This is a genomic window from Pseudoalteromonas sp. SiA1 (assembly GCF_018732205.1).
Taxonomy (GTDB): Bacteria; Pseudomonadota; Gammaproteobacteria; order Enterobacterales; family Alteromonadaceae; genus Pseudoalteromonas; species Pseudoalteromonas tetraodonis.
Genome location: NZ_CP076084.1, coordinates 3,152,420 through 3,169,693 on the forward strand (window position 1 = coordinate 3,152,420; position 17,274 = coordinate 3,169,693).

At 40.2% G+C, this 17,274-nt stretch carries 18 protein-coding genes; 1 reads left to right on the top strand and 17 read right to left on the bottom strand.

Annotated features, from left to right (window positions below; genetic code table 11):
- From KK487_RS14640 to KK487_RS14700, 13 genes are all read right to left on the bottom strand, one after another.
- The gene (locus KK487_RS14640; RefSeq protein WP_028834833.1) at window positions 1-1,032 is read right to left on the bottom strand and encodes a protein-glutamate methylesterase/protein-glutamine glutaminase; all 1,032 of its coding nucleotides are present in this window, start codon (window positions 1,030-1,032) and stop codon (window positions 1-3) included.
- A gap of 8 nt (window positions 1,033-1,040) precedes the next feature.
- A complete protein-coding gene (gene cheD / locus KK487_RS14645) occupies window positions 1,041-1,658 on the bottom strand; it encodes a chemoreceptor glutamine deamidase CheD (protein WP_013466125.1) in 618 nt (205 codons plus the stop codon).
- Complete coding sequence (locus KK487_RS14650; protein WP_024602187.1) at window positions 1,642-2,472, bottom strand: CheR family methyltransferase; 831 nt, start codon at window positions 2,470-2,472, stop codon at window positions 1,642-1,644. The genes cheD and KK487_RS14650 overlap by 17 nt, the downstream gene beginning before the upstream one ends.
- A gap of 69 nt (window positions 2,473-2,541) precedes the next feature.
- A complete protein-coding gene (locus tag KK487_RS14655; protein WP_096038831.1) occupies window positions 2,542-5,241 on the bottom strand; it encodes a methyl-accepting chemotaxis protein in 2,700 nt (899 codons plus the stop codon).
- A 48-nt stretch (window positions 5,242-5,289) separates the two neighbouring features.
- Window positions 5,290-5,775, bottom strand: coding sequence for a chemotaxis protein CheW (locus tag KK487_RS14660; RefSeq protein ID WP_013466129.1), 486 nt, complete (start codon window positions 5,773-5,775; stop codon window positions 5,290-5,292).
- Entirely contained in the window at window positions 5,757-7,832 is a 2,076-nt protein-coding gene (locus tag KK487_RS14665) for a chemotaxis protein CheA (protein WP_013466130.1), read from the bottom strand. Before KK487_RS14665 ends, KK487_RS14660 begins: the two co-directional genes overlap by 19 nt.
- 14 nt (window positions 7,833-7,846) lie before the next feature.
- The gene (locus tag KK487_RS14670; RefSeq protein ID WP_013466131.1) at window positions 7,847-8,209 is read right to left on the bottom strand and encodes a response regulator; all 363 of its coding nucleotides are present in this window, start codon (window positions 8,207-8,209) and stop codon (window positions 7,847-7,849) included.
- 8 nt (window positions 8,210-8,217) lie between these two features.
- On the bottom strand, window positions 8,218-8,490 hold the full coding sequence (locus KK487_RS14675) for an STAS domain-containing protein (RefSeq protein WP_024602184.1): 273 nt from the start codon (window positions 8,488-8,490) through the stop codon (window positions 8,218-8,220).
- Window positions 8,491-8,653: 163 nt separating this feature from the next.
- Window positions 8,654-9,271 (bottom strand): SCO family protein, encoded by a 618-nt coding sequence (locus KK487_RS14680; protein ID WP_028834830.1) that lies wholly within the window; start codon window positions 9,269-9,271, stop codon window positions 8,654-8,656.
- Window positions 9,268-10,197, bottom strand: coding sequence for a heme o synthase (gene cyoE / locus KK487_RS14685; protein WP_013466134.1), 930 nt, complete (start codon window positions 10,195-10,197; stop codon window positions 9,268-9,270). Before cyoE ends, KK487_RS14680 begins: the two co-directional genes overlap by 4 nt.
- 12 nt (window positions 10,198-10,209) lie before the next feature.
- On the bottom strand, window positions 10,210-11,199 hold the full coding sequence (locus KK487_RS14690; RefSeq protein ID WP_024602181.1) for a COX15/CtaA family protein: 990 nt from the start codon (window positions 11,197-11,199) through the stop codon (window positions 10,210-10,212).
- 12 nt (window positions 11,200-11,211) lie between these two features.
- Window positions 11,212-11,706, bottom strand: a complete 495-nt coding sequence (locus KK487_RS14695) for a hypothetical protein (protein ID WP_013466136.1) — start codon at window positions 11,704-11,706, stop codon at window positions 11,212-11,214.
- The gene (locus KK487_RS14700) at window positions 11,696-12,436 is read right to left on the bottom strand and encodes an SURF1 family protein (RefSeq protein ID WP_013466137.1); all 741 of its coding nucleotides are present in this window, start codon (window positions 12,434-12,436) and stop codon (window positions 11,696-11,698) included. Before KK487_RS14700 ends, KK487_RS14695 begins: the two co-directional genes overlap by 11 nt.
- 14 nt (window positions 12,437-12,450) lie before the next feature.
- Between KK487_RS14700 and KK487_RS18650 the strand changes: the two genes are divergently transcribed.
- Window positions 12,451-12,759 (top strand): DUF2909 family protein, encoded by a 309-nt coding sequence (locus KK487_RS18650; protein WP_081745118.1) that lies wholly within the window; start codon window positions 12,451-12,453, stop codon window positions 12,757-12,759.
- Here KK487_RS18650 and KK487_RS14710 read toward each other — a convergent pair.
- From KK487_RS14710 to coxB, 4 genes are read right to left on the bottom strand one after another with little or no spacing between them, the layout of a single operon-like run.
- Window positions 12,662-13,537: a cytochrome c oxidase subunit 3 gene (locus tag KK487_RS14710; RefSeq protein ID WP_028834829.1), complete on the bottom strand. Its 876-nt coding sequence runs from the start codon at window positions 13,535-13,537 to the stop codon at window positions 12,662-12,664. The two genes, KK487_RS18650 and KK487_RS14710, sit on opposite strands and share 98 nt — an antisense overlap.
- 35 nt (window positions 13,538-13,572) lie before the next feature.
- Window positions 13,573-14,103: a cytochrome c oxidase assembly protein gene (locus KK487_RS14715; protein ID WP_013466139.1), complete on the bottom strand. Its 531-nt coding sequence runs from the start codon at window positions 14,101-14,103 to the stop codon at window positions 13,573-13,575.
- Entirely contained in the window at window positions 14,103-15,695 is a 1,593-nt protein-coding gene (gene ctaD / locus KK487_RS14720) for a cytochrome c oxidase subunit I (protein ID WP_028834828.1), read from the bottom strand. Before ctaD ends, KK487_RS14715 begins: the two co-directional genes overlap by 1 nt.
- Window positions 15,695-16,837 (bottom strand): cytochrome c oxidase subunit II, encoded by a 1,143-nt coding sequence (coxB, locus tag KK487_RS14725; protein ID WP_013466140.1) that lies wholly within the window; start codon window positions 16,835-16,837, stop codon window positions 15,695-15,697. Before coxB ends, ctaD begins: the two co-directional genes overlap by 1 nt.
- Window positions 16,838-17,274: the final 437 nt, after the last annotated feature.

Sequence of the window (17,274 nt, forward strand, 5' to 3'; positions counted from 1 at the left end):
CTATTTTTTAATCACTTGATTTAATAACCGCTGGGTCATTTTATCCAGCGGTACGACCTCATTTGCAGCCCCGATATCAATAGCAGCCTTGGGCATTCCCCATACCACAGACGAAAACTCATCTTGTGCCAATGTATAAGCCCCTTGTTGTTTTAACGCCAGTAAACCTTTCGCGCCATCACTTCCCATACCGGTTAATAGTGTGGCAACAATATACTTAGCACCAATTTCAAGTAATGAGTTAAACAGTACATCTACTGCGGGCTTATGCCTATTTACAGGTTCACCATCATCAAGCTGACAATATAATGCACTACCTTGTTTGCTAATGCGTAAATGTAGCCCGCCGGGAGCTATATAAGCGCATCCTGCTACCAGCTTATCGCCTTGTTGTGCCTCTTTTACGTTAATGGTACAAGTGCGCTGCATTCGCTCTGCAAATGAGGTACTAAATACAGGAGGAATATGCTGCGTTATTACAATGGGTGGGCAGTTTTTTGGCATGCGTATAAGTACTTCTTTTATCGCCTCCGTGCCTCCGGTTGACGCACCAATCGCAATCACTTTATTTACTAAAAATTCGGCATTAGTGGGGATAGGTTCTGCTACAGCACTATTTTTTTTATAGCCTCGAACCCGTGCACTGGCTGCCACTCTGACTTTTTGCTGAACAATATCAGCATATTGACTCATTTGCTCCTTAACGTTAACTGTTGGCTTAGCAATAAAGTCAACTGCACCAATCTCAAGCGCTTCAAGCGTAATGGGTGAACCTTTTTGTGTGAGTGTAGAAATCATCACAACCGGCATAGGACGTAAGCGCATCAGGTTTTTTAAAAAACTAATGCCGTCCATTTTTGGCATTTCAACATCCAACGTTAGTACATCCGGATTATATTTTTTGATCATCTCTCGGGCTTCGTATGGGTCTTGTGCACCACCTACTACCACAATATCTTTTGCCTGTTGCAGTATCTCTGTCAGCAATTGTCTGATCAGTGCCGAGTCATCAATTATTAATACTTTAATCATAGCCATCCTTAAAACAGCTCTATATCAGTGGCTTTTGTTTGTTGCTCAAGATTATGTAAGTAACGCACTTCACGTTTTTCAATCGTATTATTGTGTAAGTTACGTAGCTTTTTAACTTGTACTTTTCCATTATGAGGATTAAAAAATATTTTTCGTGGCCAAGGCCCGCCCATATCATGCGCCACTAAATTTAGCGCTTCTTCTGCTATATATGCATTGGCAAAACTGATATTGCCAATACCAATATCTGTCATGGCGCTAATTATTTTGCCTCCCCCAAACAGTTTTACTTTTAAGTTTGCCCGGGATGCGCCATTTTTAAGCACTTCATTAATTAAATATTCCATAGCCCAATTACCGTAACGACAACTTAAACTATGCGCTTGCTCAATTCGCTCACCTTTTTGAATTGGTAGCATAAAGTGGTTAATCCCGCCTATGCCTAGCTTATCGTCGTAAATACAGGCAGCAATACACGATCCTAGGACGGTGGTGATTAGCTCATCATTTTTAGAAACATAAAACTCACCTGGTAATACCTTAGCGACCACACGATCTCGCGAGGCGTCCCAATAGCGTTTAATATGCTCAAAACCCGCTAATACTGGCTTAAATTGCGTGTGCATGGGCTACTTTTTGATACATGGTTTTCCCTAAGTTTTTAAATAAAACATGCTCTTTACCCATGGTTTCTGAATGCCCTAAAAATAAATAACCTTGGTCATTAAGAATATCGGCATAACGGTTAAAAAGCTGATCCTTTGTCTCTTTATCAAAGTAAATCACTACATTTCGGCACAAAATCAGGTCAAACGGCCCTTTCATTGGCCAGTCTTGTAATAAGTTTAAACGCTTAAATGAAATACATTGCTGCAGCTTAGGTTTAACCTTATAACTTTGCCCATCTTTACTGGTTAAAAACCAGCGTTTTAGTAAAGCATCATCAAGACCATTTACGTTCGCTGCGGTATAAATACCACTTTGCGCCTTCGCCAGTACATTAGAGTCAAGATCAGTGGCTAATATCTTCACATCCCAATCACTTGGAAAAGCTCCTTGCAGCGTCATTGCTAAACTATAGGGCTCTTCACCGGTAGAGCAGCCTGCAGACCAAATTCGAACGCGCTTAGTCTGTTTATTTGTCTTTAACAGGGTTGGTATTAACTGATCTTTTATAAACTCAAAGTGATGCATTTCACGAAAAAAAGAGGTTAGATTAGTGGTAATGGCATTGATAAATGCATCAAACTCCTGATCTTTATGATTTTTTAAGTAATCGAGGTAGCTTGAAAAGTTTGTTAATTTTCGCTCACGAATTCGTCTTGCCAAGCGTGAGTAGACCATCTCTCGCTTATGCTCTCCTAGTACAATACCGCAGGCGTTATAAACTAAATGAGCCACTTCCTTAAAATCACTATCCGTTAATAAAAACTCTTTCATTATTTGCTCTCATTTAAAAATAAAGCGAGGTTCACGCACACATTGCAGGTGAACCTAACTAAAGTGAGTTTAAAACTCCTCCCACTCTTCAGCCGAGTCTACAAAATTTTCACCTTTGCTTTTATTACTAACGAAGCTATTTTGTTGCTGATGAGATATTTCAGGTGTGCGAATAACAGGCGATACCACTGCCATATCTTGCTGGCCTAATGAGAAAAAGTGCAGTAAACGGCGCATTTCATTGGCTTGTTCCGCCATTGATTCACCTGCAGCCGATGCTTGTTCAACTAATGCCGCATTTTGCTGGGTCATTTCATCCATTTGCGATACAGCTTTATTTACTTGCTCAATACCTGCACTTTGCTCTTCAGAGGCTTGGGTAATATCGGCTATCATTTGTGTTACGCGTTTTACTGATACCACAATCTCTTGTAACGTCACACCTGACTCATTCACAAGCGCGCTACCGTCAGCAACTTTGCCAACACTGTCTCTAATTAGCTCTTTAATTTCTTTCGCTGCACCTGCCGAGCGCTGCGCTAAGTTACGTACTTCACCTGCAACAACCGCAAAACCTCGGCCTTGCTCACCGGCTCTAGCAGCCTCTACGGCAGCATTAAGTGCAAGCAAATTGGTTTGGAATGCTATTTCGTCTATCACTCCAATGATGTCGGCAATTTTCTTACTCGATTCATTAATCGCAGACATGCTGGTTACCGCTTTATTAACCACTTCTCCACCCTGAATCGCCTTATCACAGGTTTCTTCAGCTAAGTCATTTGCCACTTTAGCATTATCGGCGTTTTGGCGAACTGTACTGGTCATTTCTTCCATGCTAGAGGCCGTTTCCTCTAACGATGACGCTTGCTCTTCTGTGCGCTGGCTTAAATCAGCATTGCCTTGTGAAATTTCTTCAGCTCCACTGGCCACCAAAGTGGCTGATGTATTAATTCGGTTAATAACCTCAGTTAGTTTATCTGCTGTCGCATTTGCATCTGTTTTAAGTTTTTCAAACGAGCCTTGGTATTCTTTTTCAATCCGTTTAGATAAATCACCAGTGGCCATGGCATCGAGCATATTGCCAGTATCAGTTACCGCATCGTCAACCACTTTAACTAAACTATTAAGACCCTGAGCTAAACGTAAGAAAAAGCCATCTTTACCTTGCTCAGCTACTCGTGCATTTAAATCACCTTTGCTTGCTGCGCCGACTAATTGAGCAATTTCTTTTTCAATAGCAACTTCTGCGGTTCTGTCTTCCCACTCAACTACCGTCCCAATACGCTCATTGTCTGTGGTGATTATAGGGTTTGCCACTAAACCAAAGGTTCTGCCGCCCACTTTAATTTCTGTACTGTAAGTATCCGTTAACTTAGCCAACATATTTTGCTGATGGGCTGGATTTTTATGAAATATATCAATACTTTGATTAAGTAAGTTCTTGCTATCAAAGTTAGGTAAGTCAGTGCGTATATCATTTTGCGCAACACTCATCATATTTCTCACTGCGCTATTCATATACACAATGACATTCGAGGCATCAGCAATCATGGTATTGGTTGCCACGGTATCTAATGCTTGGCGAACACGTAAGTTTTCTTGCGCTCTAGCACGTTCAGCATCCGCTTTAGACACCTCATCAGTAATATCTTGCCATTCAACAATAGTACCTAAGCACTTGCCATCTTGATTAGTCCAAGGAGAAGCAATGATGTCAAAAATAAGACCAGCTAAATTCAACGTAGTTTTATAAGGAGCATCTAAGTTTTTTAGTCGCTCTTGCTGATTAGCTAGTTCCTGATGAAACTCATCAACACGGATATCCATTAACCCAGCGACTGAAAAACTAGGTAAAACAGTTTGCAACTCTTTTTCACGTGCTTTAAACATTTGCTTGATGCAGTCATTCACAAAAATAATGTTTAAATTTTTATCAGCAATCATCACACTTGCTTGGCATACTTTTAATGCGTTAGCCAAGTCGGCCGCTTTTTTAGAGGTTTTTTCTAGCTCTTTTTGCGCTGTGATATCGGTGGCGTACTTAATCACTTTAAATGGCTTACCATTCATATCGTAAATAGGATTATAAGAGGCATATATCCAAATTTCCTCGCCTTGTTTACCTATTCTTAAATACTCACCACTGTCATACTCGCCACGCCCAAGTTTATCCCAAAACGCTTGATATTCTTGGCTATTTGCATATTCAGAAGTAACAAACAATCTATGATGCTGCCCTTGTATTTCATTTGCCTGATAACCAAATGTTTTTAAAAAATTATCATTAGCGCCAATAATGGTTCCATCTAAATTAAACTCAATAACCGCTTGTGACTTACTGATTGCGGTAATTTGGCCTGCAGCTTCAACCGCTTTTAACTTTTGCTCAGTAATGTCTGTTGCAAATTTAACGACTTTAAGTACTTGCCCTTGCGAGTCTATAACAGGATTGTATGTTGCTTGGATCCAGACTTCTTTGCCATTTTTTCCAATACGCTTAAATTCATCTGAAATAAATTCACCCGCGTTCAAACGCTGCCAAAATTGACGATATTCATCACTTTGCGTTTCGCTAGGGCTTACAAATAAAGAATGGTGCTGGCCTTGAATCTCAGCGAGTGAGTAGCCCATTACACGAAGAAAATTAACATTGGCAGTAATGATTCTTCCATTAGGCTCAAATTCAATTATTGCTAATGATTTATGCAATGCATTTATAATCAAATCATTGCTTGATTTAGACTGTTTTGAATTACTAAACCATCCCATGCTTATCACCACCTTTAAGTTATTTGCTTTATTTAGTTACTATTACCGCTAAATATTCATGGTTGCCTGCAGGTTAATTAGCGCGACCATTTTATCACCCACATTCACTAGCCCTGCGACATATTCACTTTCATTTGTTTGGGTTAAACTCGGCACTGCTTTAGCGTCTTGCTCAGCAATACTGTAAACATCCGCTACGGCGTCTACCGTGATCCCCATCACTTTACTTTCTTGCTCAAACTCAACTTTTACAATAATGACTACCGTTAACGGTCCATACTCAATGGTGGGTAAACCAAAGCGCAATCGTAAATCAATAATTGGCACAATGGTGCCGCGTAAATTAATCACGCCTTTTACGTACTCAGGGGCATTTGGCAGTGCGGTTATATCTTCCCAGCTACGAATTTCTTGCACCGTTAATATATCTACTCCGTACTCTTCTTCAGCCATAATAAAGGTGAGAAACTGCTTAATGCCCTCTTTGCGCTGTAGTTCAATATTGCTATTTAATGCTATTGATTCAGAGAACATGAATCCTCCAAGATGGTCGATGGCTCAATACTCAATGCTTGGCTACCTGGCTTTTTTAACCCTGAAAGCTTTATCAAGCCGCTAATATCTAAAATTAACGAAACACGCCCATCACCTAAAATCGTTGCCCCCGACACACCATCCACTTTGTGGTAATTAGCCTCTAAGCTTTTTATAACCACCTGCTGTTGTGAAAGTAAATCGTCGACAAGTAACCCTACTTTTTGATTATCGTTTTCCACGACAACTAGTAAGGTTTTATCTAACGATTCAATGGCATTTTGGTGATTAAAAATGTCGTATAAACGTAAAATAGGAATGTATTCATCACGTAATCTGAGTACATCTAGGTCTTTACCAACACGGCTTACTTTTGCAATATCAATTTGCAACGATTCTACAATCGAGATCAGTGGAATAATGTAAGTATGCTTGGCTACTTTGACTAATTGCCCATCTAAAATAGCTAAAGTGAGCGGTAGCCGAATAGTAAAAGTAGAACCAATTCCAGCAGCAGATGTCACTTCTACCGAGCCATTTAATGATTGAATATTACGCTTAACCACATCCATACCCACACCACGGCCAGATAAGTCACTGACCTCATCAGCGGTAGAAAATCCTGGCATAAAAATGAGTTCGTTAATTTCATCATCTGTTAGCTCACTGTCAGCGGCGATCACTTCATTGGTAATCGCTTTTTCTTTGATCTTTTGAGTGTTAAGACCTTGGCCATCATCCATAATTTCAATGACGATATTGCCGCCCTGATGAAAGGCATTTAATGTAACCTTACCCACAGGATCTTTTCCTGCTGCAATACGTTTTTCTACCGTTTCAATACCATGATCCAATGAGTTTCTTACTAAATGCACCATAGGATCGGATATTTTTTCCATAACGGTTTTATCTAATTCTGTTTGTTCTCCTATCAGCTTTAACTCCACCTCTTTATTAAGCTTTTGGGCAATATCACGTACTAAACGTGGAAAACGACTGAACACAAAGTTAATTGGCAGCATGCGAATACGCATCACGTTTTCTTGTAAGTCGCGGGTGTTATGCGCTAATTGCGCAAGCCCCTCTTGAAGCGAGGTCACCGTGGTAGGCGTCATTTCTTGTTCGCTAAGCTGATTTAGCATCGCTTGGGTAATGACCAACTCTCCAACCATATTAATCAGTGAGTCGACCTTATCAATGCCAACACGAATGGAAGTTGACTCAGGCGCTGCTTTTGCACTGGTTGGTGCTTTTGGTTTATTGGTTTTGGGTTCAACAACCGTTTTTGGTGTTTCAATAACAGGTTCGTTGACCACTGCAGCTTCTGCTGCTTTACCATCATTAAATAAGCCACCGCAAAGCTCAATTTTAATATCGGCATCGTCCTCAACCCACTCAAAAATTTCTCTAATTGCTTGATCGTCACGGTCAGTGTTTAAGAAAAATCGCCAATATAAAAAGCATTCATCGGTCGTTAAATCTTTAATATCAGGTATGACATCTGTAAACGCTTGTACTTCCAATTCACCAAGTTCAGCTAATTCACTGATCATAAACAGCGGTTCGTTACCCGTTTTAAACAAATGAAAATGCGGTTTAAAATCAATTTGATAAGTATTAATAATGACCTGTTCAACACTGGCTTCTGCCACTACGGCTTCACTTTCAGGCATGCCAAGTAATCTTTCAAACTGCTCTCGTAATGAGTCAGCTTGGCTTAAATCAGGCTCTTCCTGTACTTTAAGCGAATGCAACAAGGCTCTTAAACAATCTACTGATTTAAGTAATAAGTTAATATGTTCACTGCTTATATTTCGCTGACCTTCACGTATTTGATCCAGTAATGTTTCTAGAACATGAGTGAAGTTTGCGATTGAATTAAACCCAAAGGTAGCACTGCCTCCTTTAATAGAATGGGCAGCCCTAAAAATAGTATTAATGGTTTCTAAGTCTTCTTCGCCCGGCACTAAGTTGAGTAATTCAGTCTCCATAACATCGAGGCCTTCAAAACTCTCTTCAAAGAACACTTCAAAAAACTGGCTTAAATCAATACTCACAGTGCACTCCTAGGTTAGCGGATTACTTTTTTTAGCACGGCTAATAGTTGATCTGGATTGAAGGGCTTTACAATCCACCCTGTTGCCCCAGCAGCTTTCCCTTCTACCTTTTTATCCATACCCGATTCTGTGGTTAACATAAGTAGCGGTGTAAACTTGTAATTCGGAAGCCCTCTTAACTCTCTAATAAGCGTGATCCCATCCATAACAGGCATATTTACATCAGAAATAACTGCATCAAAACCTTGCTGCTTGGCAATCGCTAATGCCTCACTACCGTCTTTGGCTTCGGTAACATCAAACCCTGCTGTTTTTAACGTAAAACTCACCATTTGACGCATTGATGCAGAATCATCTACAGCTAATATTCTTTTCATATAGACCTCTAATTAGTACTTTCTGGTGCTAGGTATTCACTTAAACCGAGTTGATCAATGGCATTGGTTAATGCATCACTACTGCCAACCCAGGCAATTTTTTGATTAATAGTAAGGAGATGTTTTTGTAGGGCACATAAAAGTTGAACCGAGGCCGTATCAGCAGACATTACATCGCTAATATCTAAGCAAATATCTCGGCTATTATTAAGTTCGCTTAATAAATCTTGATGTAAAACTTCAACATGAACAATTGAAAGTTCGTTTGGTAGTTTAAGCATTTTTTAAGCTTTTCCTTATCAACTCAATCCATAACAAAAGCTTAGACCGAGATAATGAAAACGCCATAAAAACGACTAAAAAATAACTAATTAATTAAAAACCGTTAATAAAAAACGCGAAAAGGGGCATAAAGCCCCTTTAAAATCGTAAAACCTTTAAAAGCTAGTTTTTGTAGTATTCGGCTATTTTAATAAATTCTGCGGTTAATTTTGTAGTATTAACCAAAGGCACATCTCCTTGTTTAAATTCAGGCTTAAAAATAGCTCTTAGTGCGCCACTGCCATCAACAAGGGCAACAGATGCACTATGATCCACCGCATAGTCGGATTCATTACTATCACTAATTGCGTAAATTAATCCAAGCTCGCGGACAAATGGAAATAAGTCTTTATGTTCACCTGATACAGCTAAAAAATCTGGATTAAAGTAATCTATGTACTCTTTACGTTTTTGAGCAATATCACGTTTAGGATCAACAGATATAAACCATACTTGTAGTGGATACTCAGCCTGCAAATTTTTATAGGCATTGTTGAGCTTAGCTAGCGTCATCGGGCAAATATCAGGGCAACTTGTGTAACCTAAAAACACTAAATTCCACTGGCCTAAAAACTGCTGTTTGGTTACTAACTTCCCTTGTTGATCACTCAACGAAAAGTCAGATAACGGTTTTGCGGTTTCATAAACTAACGCATCAAGATCTTGTAAATTTTTTTTATCACTACAGGCCGATAAAAAGAGTACTGAAAAAACAACTAAACCACACCATAACTGCTTCATATAACTAGCCATTTATCTATAAATAAGATGATAAATAGTATCATCAAATGAATAATCGAAAAACGAAATAAATCCATCGCAGTGTCTTCTTTGGCGGCAAACTTTAAGTTAATTGCTTTGTATATAAATACAATATTGAGAAGACATGCCCCGCTTAGATAAATAAGCCCTGACATGCCAATCAAATAAGGAAACACACATACAATGGCGAGTAATACCGAATATGCAAGCACGCATGTTTTACAAAAATCGATACCATGGGTGACCGGTAACATGGGGATTTTAGCCCGCTCATAATCACTTTTACGCGCGATGGCGAGCGCCCAAAAATGAGGTGGGGTCCAGGTAAATATAATCATCACCAGCAACCAAGGGGCTGCCGCCATTTGATTTGTTTCAGACACCCAACCGAGTAATGGAGGCATTGCACCGGCTAATCCCCCTATAACTATATTTTGTGGTGTGGCACGTTTTAAAAATGACGTATAAATAAACGCATAACCAACAAGTGCAAATAAGGTCAGTATGGCTGTGAGCGTATTTGCCCACAACATCAGCATAATAAAGCCCGCAACGCCAATCACAGCAGCAAAGCTCAGTGCATGTAATTTACTTAAACGCCCTTTAGCAACAGGGCGATGGCGGGTGCGTGCCATTTTGCTATCAATTTCGCTATCAACCACATGATTGATGACTGCGGCGGCCGCAGAGAGTAATCCAATCCCTAATAAACTGATGAACTGAACCCCAACACCTCTGCCAACATCAGGGGCTAGCGCTAAGCCAACCCATGCTGTTAACACTAGCATAGCCACTACTTTAAATTTACTTATTGCCAAATAATCTTGGATTAAGTGGTAACTTTTAGTCAATAACGATGCGCTGTAAACGGGCTGCATTGCTTTTTTATTAATTGTAAGTGCCATAATCATTCCCCTCTAAGTACGTACTTTTAGGTAATAACATAACCTAACCATAGTTAATAACAGTATGGCAGCCATTAAGTTATGCGCCAGTGCCACGCCTAACGGAAAATGAAAATGCACCACGGCTAACCCTAAAGCTATCTGGCAGAATAACGCCACTAACACACTCACCGTACAGCTTTTAATTTTTTGCGAATAGGCATGACTGTATATACGCCACATCACCAAGGCTAAAACAATGCAAGTAACTAAGGCCCATATTCGATGCAGTAAATGAATAGACATACGCGCCTGTTGCGACAACACACCAAATTCATAATTACTGTGCTCAAGGGGGAGCTGAAAGACACTACTGAATGAAAAAGGCTGAGCGTAACTACACAGCGGTAAGCCATTACAATGTGGAGCCGCATAATTAGCCGCTAACCAACCACCAAGGGCGATTTGTAAAATCAGTACCGTTAATGCCACGAGGCTTAATTTAAAGTGAGGTTTTGCGCCCGCATCACCACCCGTAATAGGTTGGCTGGTCAGACGCAAATACAATAGCGTTAATAACGCTAAAATACTAAATCCTCCGAGCAAATGCCCCATAACTATAAGCGGCTGTAGGTTCATAGTAACCGTCCACATACCTAATGCGGCCTGAAAAATAACAAGCAGCAGCAATATCATAGGCAACCTTACAGGCGTGGTTGGGTACTGACGCTTTAGAAAAGCTAAAATAAACAACACTAAAATTAATACCCCAAGCGTGCCTGCAAAGTAGCGATGGATCATTTCTTTCCATGCTTTTGCTTTTTCAAATATCATATCGGGATAACTTTGAATCGCTTGTGCAATCTCTGCTTCGTGTTTAGGCACGGTTAAAAAGCCATAACAACCAGGCCAATCGGGACAACCAAGCCCTGCGTCACTTAAACGCGTGTATGCGCCCAGAGCCACCACAATTAATGCGAATAAACTCGTTGCTAATACCAAATTTTTATAGTTTTTATACATAGCATCCTCTACTTAGCTCGAACGAGAGTAATTGAGTAATTTTTTTAGATCTTTTAATAACCCTTTTTGGATCAAACGGTTTTCTTGTGGTTGAGAACTAAATGGATACTCCAGTACAATTAGCCCCATATGATCGATTAAATACAAACTGGCAGGTTTTAACTGCTGTTGCTCATCAATAACATGCCAACGCGTTGTAACTAGCTCAGGCTGTCCCATAATAGCCATATCAACTTTGTGTTGGTTTTTGCCAAGGGCAACATATAAATTGTCTAAAGCGGCTAATTGCTCTGTGCAAGACGCTTTGCATTGTGCTGAATAATTTAAAGCGATGGTCCATTGCTTAGGATTATGCTGCGCCCAATTGTCTAGCTTAATTTCACGCTCTAAAAATTCACCATGGTTAGTAATTGCTGTAGGTAGCCAATCAAGTTTTAACGCGCTGTAAGCCAGCACTAAGGGAATAGCGCAGCACACAGCAAAGAGTAACAGGGGTTTATTTTTCATTATCTATCCTCTTCCTGCTTGCAAAAATAGCGACCACCACACAGGCAACCGCAATTAAAAACCACTGTACTGAGTAGGCATAATGTTTTTCTGGACTCATAACAACGGCTTCATAATGAGGGGCAGCAATTTCATCAGCTTGACCTTGGCGGTAAGCCATAAAATTCACTAAAGGGCGATTAGATTGGCTACTCAATGCTTGTAAATCAATGATTTGAATTCGTTTGGCTAAATCCGACTGAGTATTGTTATTGGCTAAGGTAAAGCCACTTAAATTATCTTCTTTAATTTGTGCCGTTAACGTAAATTTACCACTAGGTATTGTTACGTTTGGTAGGATTTCTCTTGAACGTTCTGCTTTTACCCAGCCTAAGTTCACTAACAAAAAGCGTGATTCATCAGACAGTTTTAATAATGCCAGTAAGTCGTAACCAACCTGACCATTATAGATTTGATTATCAAGCAACCAATAATTATTAGTGTCAAAATAACCATTTAACGAAACCAATACACCGGTTTTGTTCCACTCTTTTGGCAGCTGTTGTAACTCTGCCCAGCTCATTACGCCATGTTGTTGTATATTTTCAATGGCACTAAGCTGCTGTTGCTTTTGTTCTGCTCGCTGTAATTGCCAAAACCCTAGTCGCACACAAACCAATACCACAATAACAACCAAGCAAATTGTTATTATTGAGCTAAGCTTTTGTTTGTTAAATACAACTAACTGCATAAGGGTATAATCCAGTGATTATTAAAATTATTATTGTTCTACTGTTATTATTTATATTATTTAATTTATTTCGTGCTTTATTAATTATGGTGTCAGGGAAAACCAATGGACGCCCTATGTCTCACTTTTTAGGGCGTCGGGTGTTATTTTCTGTTGTGGTATTAGTGATGGTGATTGCCGCACTAAAACTTGGTTTTATTAAGGCAAATCAGTCTCCCTTAATCACTAAAGCACATACACAAATACAAACAAACACAGCCAAACAACATCAACAAAATGCCAGTACCAAGCTGCAGCTTGAAAGGCAAAGTGCTTATCTTTAGTGAAATGTCCTTTCATAATGCGTAAAAACACCACCAATAAAATAATTGTTCCTAAGGTGACGTGCATGCCGTGAAAGCCGGTTAACAAAAAGAAGGTATTGCCATAAATGCCCGCATCAAGGGTTAAGTTAAGATCGTTATAAGCATATATATACTCTTCTACCTGCAGCCCTAAAAAGCACACTCCGAGTAAAATGGTCGCTCCCAAGCATACTTTGAGTGGGGTACGTTTATTATTTTCCATCGCCACATGGGCAAAATGTAAAGTTACCGACGAGGCCAGCAAAATAAGGGTGTTGATAAGCGGCAACCCTTGCCAGCCCATCGCTTGGGTCGAAGTGCCTCCTGGGGTATTTAGCAATGGCCACATGGCTTCAAACGTCGGCCACAATACTTCATTTGTCATGGCGTTGTTATCCGCACCTCCAAGCCAAGGCACAGAAAACATGCGAGCATAAAAAAGCGCCCCAAAAAATGCCATGAAGAACATCACTTCTGAAAAAATAAACCAGCTCATACCTTGCCTAAAAGAACGGTCCATTTGTGCAGAATAAAGCCCTTGATCAGACTCGTGTATGACATTTTTAAACCAGCTAAACAGCATGTAAAGGAGTACAGCTATACCTACGTATAACAAGTAAACGCCATTACCACCCTCTTTGCCCATATCCATTACGGTTAAGGCTGCGCCTACCGCAATAAAAAATAACGCAACTGCCCCAACTATTGGCCATGGACTTTGCTCTGGTACATAATAATGTTCATATTTTTGATTCATTTTATTTGCTCCTAGTTTTTCACTAGTTTTATAAGCTAGTTATTACTGGCTACTAGCCGCTCGCTAATATCAAATACGGTATAAGACAGGGTTAACTCTTCTACATCACTGGGTAATTCAGTATCTACATAAAACAATAATGTAAACTCCAGCTCTTCACCTGCCTTTAACGGTTGCTGATCAAAGCAAAAACACGCTATTTTGTGTAAATACTTGGCCGCTTTTCCTGGTGCTACCGACGGTATAGCCTGCATTACTTTATCTTCATTACTGTTATTTTTAGCGCTAAACTTAACTTCACGCATAGCCCCAGGCTTTACATCTACACTGTACTCTTTAGATTTAACTTCAAAAGGCGCACCACTTTGCGCATGCGTAGTGAAACTAACGCTGACTTCTCTATTTTCAGTGACCAAGGTACTTTGCTGTGCCTGCTCTAACGAGGGCTTACCATTAAGCCCCGTTATATCGCAAAACACGTCATACAAAGGGACCATGGCAAATGCAAATGCAAACATTGCAATGCAAATCACCACCAGCTTTTTTAATAACGGCAAGTGAGTCATTATTTAATGTCCGGCGGCGTTGAGAACGTATGATAAGGCGCAGGTGAATCAACTTCCCATTCAAGCCCCTCAGCTCCATCCCAAACTTTTGCAGGCACTTTGTCGCCCCCTTTTGCACATTTATACACAACCACCACAAATAATAATTGCGATAAACCAAAGGCAAACCCACCTATACTAATAATGGCGTTAAAATCAGCAAACTGTAGCGCATAATCTGGAATACGGCGTGGCATACCGGCTAACCCCACAAAATGCATTGGGAAAAACAGCACATTTACACTTATTAACGACAACCAAAAATGCCATTTTGCTAAGGTAATATTGAACATGTTTCCGGTCCATTTTGGCAGCCAATAATAAGCCCCCGCCATAATAGAAAACACCGCGCCCGTTACGAGTACATAATGAAAGTGTGCAACCACAAAATAGGTATCATGATATTGGAAATCGGCAGGTGTAATCGCTAGCATCAACCCCGAAAAACCACCTAAAGTAAACAACACAATAAATGCGATACTAAACAGCATTGGCACTTCAAAGCTAATAGACCCGCGCCACATAGTCGCTACCCAGTTAAATACTTTTACGCCGGTAGGTACCGATATCAGCATAGTCGCGTACATAAAAAACAACTCACCCGCCACGGGCATACCAGTGGTAAACATATGATGCGCCCACACAATAAAGCTCAACAAGGCAATGGAGGAGGTGGCATACACCATAGAGGCATAACCAAATAGTTTTTTACGTGAAAAGGTGGGAACAATCGTAGAAATAATGCCAAAGGCAGGCAAAATCATAATATAAACTTCAGGGTGACCAAAAAACCAAAAAATATGTTGGAACATCACCGGATCGCCACCACCAGCGGCATCAAAGAAACTGGTCGCGAAGTATTTATCGGTGAGCACCATAGTAACTGCACCAGCAAGTACCGGCATAACTGCAATAAGTAAAAACGCCGTGATCAACCATGTCCACACAAATAACGGCAGCTTCATCCACGTCATACCCGGAGCACGCATATTTACTATGGTGACCACCACATTAATGGCCCCCATAATCGAACTAATACCCATAATATGCACAGCAAATACAAACATTGCTGTGTTGTCGTTACTATAAGTGGTGGAAAGCGGCGCGTAAAAGGTCCAACCAAATGCAGGGCCACCACCAGGCATAAATAATGAAGCTAATAGGATTAAAAACGCAAACGGTAAAATCCAAAAGCTCCAGTTATTCATTCTCGGTAAGGCCATATCTGGCGCACCAATCATTAGCGGGATCATCCAGTTTGCCAAGCCGGTAAAGGCTGGCATAACCGCACCAAACACCATTATTAAACCATGCACTGTGGTCATTTGATTAAAAAAGTGAGGATCAACCAGTTGTAGGCCCGGCTGAAATAACTCAGCTCGAATAACCATCGCCATTGCCCCACCAATTAAAAACATGGTGAGTGAAAAAATTAAATATAAGCTACCTATATCTTTATGGTTGGTTGTAAATAACCAGCGCTTAAAGCCTGTGGCAGGTTGATGGGCATGATGAGCCTCATTGGTATTAGGTTGTTCTGCAATGCTACTCATTATTTAGCCTCCCCATCAGCATCCAGTGCCGCTTGTATCTCGCTCGGTTGAATTACATCACCAGTGTCATTACCCCACGCGTTGCGTTTATAGGTAATAACAGCTGCTATTTGCTTGATTGATAATTGCTTTGCGAAAGACTGCATAGCCGTACCTGGTTTACCGTGGAGCAAAATATCTATATGCCCTTTGATATCACCTATGACTATTGGGCTGCCTTTAAGAGCCGGAAAAACACCCGGCAAGCCTAATCCTGTTGGCTGATGGCACGCCGCGCAGCTCGCCATATAAACCTGCTCACCAAGCGCCATCAGCTCTTCTTTTGGTACAACTTGGTCTAATAACGCAGCGTCTGCTGCAGCTGCTTTTTGCTTGGCTTGTTTAGCCTCTGCTAACCACGTTTTGAAGTCTTCTTCTGTTTTAGCTTCTACCACAACAGGCATAAAACCATGATCTTTACCGCAAAGCTCTGCACACTGCCCACGGTAAGTACCAACCTCATTAATATTGGTCCATGTTTCATTAATAAACCCAGGGTTTGCATCTTTTTTAACGGCAAAGTCAGGCACCCACCATGAGTGAATAACATCATCTGAAGTCATTAAAAAACGTACTTTTTGATTAATTGGTAGTACCAGCGGTTTATCGACCTCGAGTAAATAATTCGGGTTTTTATCAGCAAGGTTGGTTATTTCATTTTGAGGTGTAGCTAGCATGGAATAAAACTCAACGTCCTCCCCCATATACTCGTAATGCCACTTCCACTGTGAGCCTGTAATTTTAATGGTGAGATCAGCTTTGCTGGCATCCTCCATGGCAATTAAGGTTTTAGTCGCAGGAATGGCCATAACAATTAATATGACAAAAGGGATCGCAGTCCACAGTATTTCTACTTTGGTGCTTTCATGGAATTGGGCAGGGACAGCCCCTTTAGATTTGCGATGATGAATGAGTGCCCAAAACATAATGGCAAACACGATCACCCCAATCACACAACATATTAAAAAAATAGTCATGTGCAGTTGGTATACATTATTACTTATATCGGTTACGCCTTTACGCATATTATATTGGCTATTAGCAAGCACATTCTGCGAAAAAACAAACAATATAAGCCACAAGGAAGAACTCAGCTTACCCATGTGACGGCTCCTTTGATGCTATTGCTGACGCAAAGCGAAGAGGCATACGGCTTAAACGCCTATTCGTTATTTTTATTTTTTATAAGGGTGCTGGATTTAGTAAATGTGTGTTCTCAAAACGACTAAGCTGTGAGTTATTTTTATTCCAGCTCTTTAATAACTAGTTAAAAAATAAACAATAAGCAAGGTGAGTATGAAAAATAAACAAGGTGTATTTTTTAAAATGCGCAGCTAAAAAAATAGCAACTAGTCAGGCAATTAATCTAAGAGTCAGGTTTAGTAAGGGGTGTATTGAAATTACAGGATAGAAATATAAAAAATTGTTAACTTAAAAAAGCAGAGTAAATTTGTTTATTTATAAAGTATTTAGTGATTTTATTTATGATAGGAGAAGCACTTAACAACATATAGTCATACATTTGATAAGTTAGACATTG